A 2286-nucleotide genomic window follows, 5' to 3' on the forward strand; every position below is an offset into this window, starting at 1 on the left:
GCCCCCTGCCGGGCGCCACGCCCATCAAGCCCGGATGCGCCACCTTCCCGTTGCCGGGCATCATGGCCGAAGTTCTGGAACGCGACGGCACTCCGGTTGAGCCCGGCGAGCAGGGGCTGCTCTGCATCACCAGGCCCTGGCCCAGCATGATCCGCACCATCTGGGGAGATCCCGAGCGCTTCAAAAAGAGCTATTTCGGCGACGTGGTCAAGGAGGGCAAGCCGGTCTACTTCTCCGGGGACGGCGCCGTCGTCGATGAAGAGGGGTATATCACCATTACCGGACGGGTCGACGACGTCATCAACGTCTCAGGCCACCGGATGGGAACCGCCGAGGTCGAATCGGCGATCAAAAAGCATCCTCATGTGGCGGAAGTGGCGGTCGTGGGCAAACCCGACGAGATCAAAGGCGAGAGTATCTTCGCCTATATCGTCCTCAAAGACGACATTCCCGATAATCTGGGGGAAGAGGTGGAGCTGAGCAAGGAGATCAACGAGGTCATCGCCCGGGAGATCGGCAACATCGCCAAAGCCGACGCCATCGTCGTGGTTCCCGGCCTGCCCAAGACCCGATCGGGCAAGGTCATGCGCCGTATCCTGCGGGCCATCGCCAAAGGCGAAGAGATCAAACAGGATATCTCCACCCTCGAAGACCCCTCCATCGTCGCGAAGATCCAGGAAGCGGTCCGCTGCGCCGGCTGCTGAGGAATTTTTTGTTTCCGACGCTTTCCCGGAAGAGGGTATAATTTTCTATCCTCAAGTGAAAGGAGAATACATGGGGTATTTCAAAAAAGCGAAAGTAGGGGACAAGGTTTACGGACTGGTGTTTGGGAAAGGTAAGATTATCGATGTTCTTCCGGACAGTCACTATACGATCATGGTTGAGTTTGACAACGGTTACCAGGTGCCTTACACCGAAGAGGGAGTTCCGGGTTGGGGAAAATTCAAAAAACAAACTCTTTTCTATCGCAGTGATGTGGATCTGAGCAAGGCGGATTTTTCTCCGGTCGACAAGATCCTTTCTCCAAAGAAAATCATCAAATTGCGTGAAAAAAACCAACTACAAGTACGGCTTCCCTCGGGGCTCTGGACCAATGTCAAAAAAGCGGATCCGGATTACGTCGAGCAACTACTTGAAGACGAAAAATATCATCTCTTTCGCAAAAAACCCTGATGTAACTATCTGCAACATACCCTCTCACTCTCTGCCGGAAAGCGGGGAGGAGCCAGTAGCTTTTATACGGCTTTCGATACCATCTTTCTATCTCAACATATTCCACATAAAGAGGAGTGATCATGTCTCTGATCGAAGATTACAAAAAACACACCGAGGAACGCGCCAAGCTGGGTGTCCCCCCGCTGCCGCTGACGGCACAGCAGACCGCCGAGCTGGTGGAGCTGCTCAAGCAGGACCCCATCCCCGAGGAGGCGTATCTCCTGGATCTGCTCAAAAACCATATCAATCCCGGTGTGGATGACGCCGCCTACGTCAAAGCGGCTTTCCTTAATGCCATTATCACCGGTGATGCCCACTGCAAGGCTATCGATAAAGTCGAGGCGGTCAAAATCCTGGGCACGATGCTGGGCGGCTACAACGTCGGTCCCCTGGTCGAGGCGCTCAAGCACGAAGATCCCGCCGTGGCCCAGGCTGCAGCCGATGAGCTCAAGCATACGATCCTCGTCTACGATGCCTTCAACGACGTCAAGGATCTGATGGACGAGGGCAACGCCTTCGCCAAAGAGGTGATCGAATCCTGGGCCGACGCCGAGTGGTTCCTCAATCGTGAGCCTCTGCCTGAAGAGATGAAGCTGACGGTCTACAAAGTCCCCGGCGAAACCAACACCGACGACCTTTCTCCCGCCAGTGAAGCTTTCACCCGATCCGACATCCCGCTGCACGCCCAATCGATGCTGACCAGCCGGATGGAGAAGCCCCTCGAGACCATCAAAAAGCTCAAAGAGAAGGGGAACGACCTGGCCTACGTGGGCGACGTCGTCGGAACCGGAAGCTCCCGGAAATCGGGTATCAACTCCGTACAGTGGTGGTTCGGTCACGACATCCCCGGCGTACCCAACAAGCGCACCGGCGGGGTCGTCATCGGCTCCATCATCGCGCCGATCTTCTTCAACACCGCCGAGGACAGCGGCTGTCTGCCGATCGAAGCCCCCGTCGACAAGTTGGAGACCGGCGACGAAATTATCGTCAAGCCTTACGAGGGTGTCATCCTCAAAAACGGTGAAGTGGTCAGCGAGTTCGAGCTCAAGCCCAACACGCTTCCCGACGAGA

General features: G+C 56.1%; 1 protein-coding gene and 2 pseudogenes. All 3 read left to right on the forward strand.

Annotation, left to right across the window (positions count from 1 at the left end; translation table 11 throughout):
• Positions 1-704, forward strand: a pseudogene (locus tag F8I07_RS01225) (AMP-binding protein); the annotation flags it as partial.
• Between the two features lie 70 nt (positions 705-774).
• Complete coding sequence (locus F8I07_RS01230; RefSeq protein ID WP_292654689.1) at positions 775-1173, forward strand: hypothetical protein; 399 nt, start codon at positions 775-777, stop codon at positions 1171-1173.
• 122 nt (positions 1174-1295) lie between these two features.
• A pseudogene (locus tag F8I07_RS01235) lies at positions 1296-2286 on the forward strand (aconitate hydratase B); the annotation flags it as partial.

This window comes from Nitratifractor sp. (genome assembly GCF_015487065.1).
In the GTDB taxonomy this organism is placed as follows: Bacteria; Campylobacterota; Campylobacteria; order Campylobacterales; family Sulfurovaceae; genus Nitratifractor.

Coding starts and splice junctions, on each gene's coding strand:
- F8I07_RS01230 (WP_292654689.1), top strand. CDS start 775: ATGGGGTATTTCAAAAAAGCGAAAGTAGGGGACAAGGTTTACGGACTG.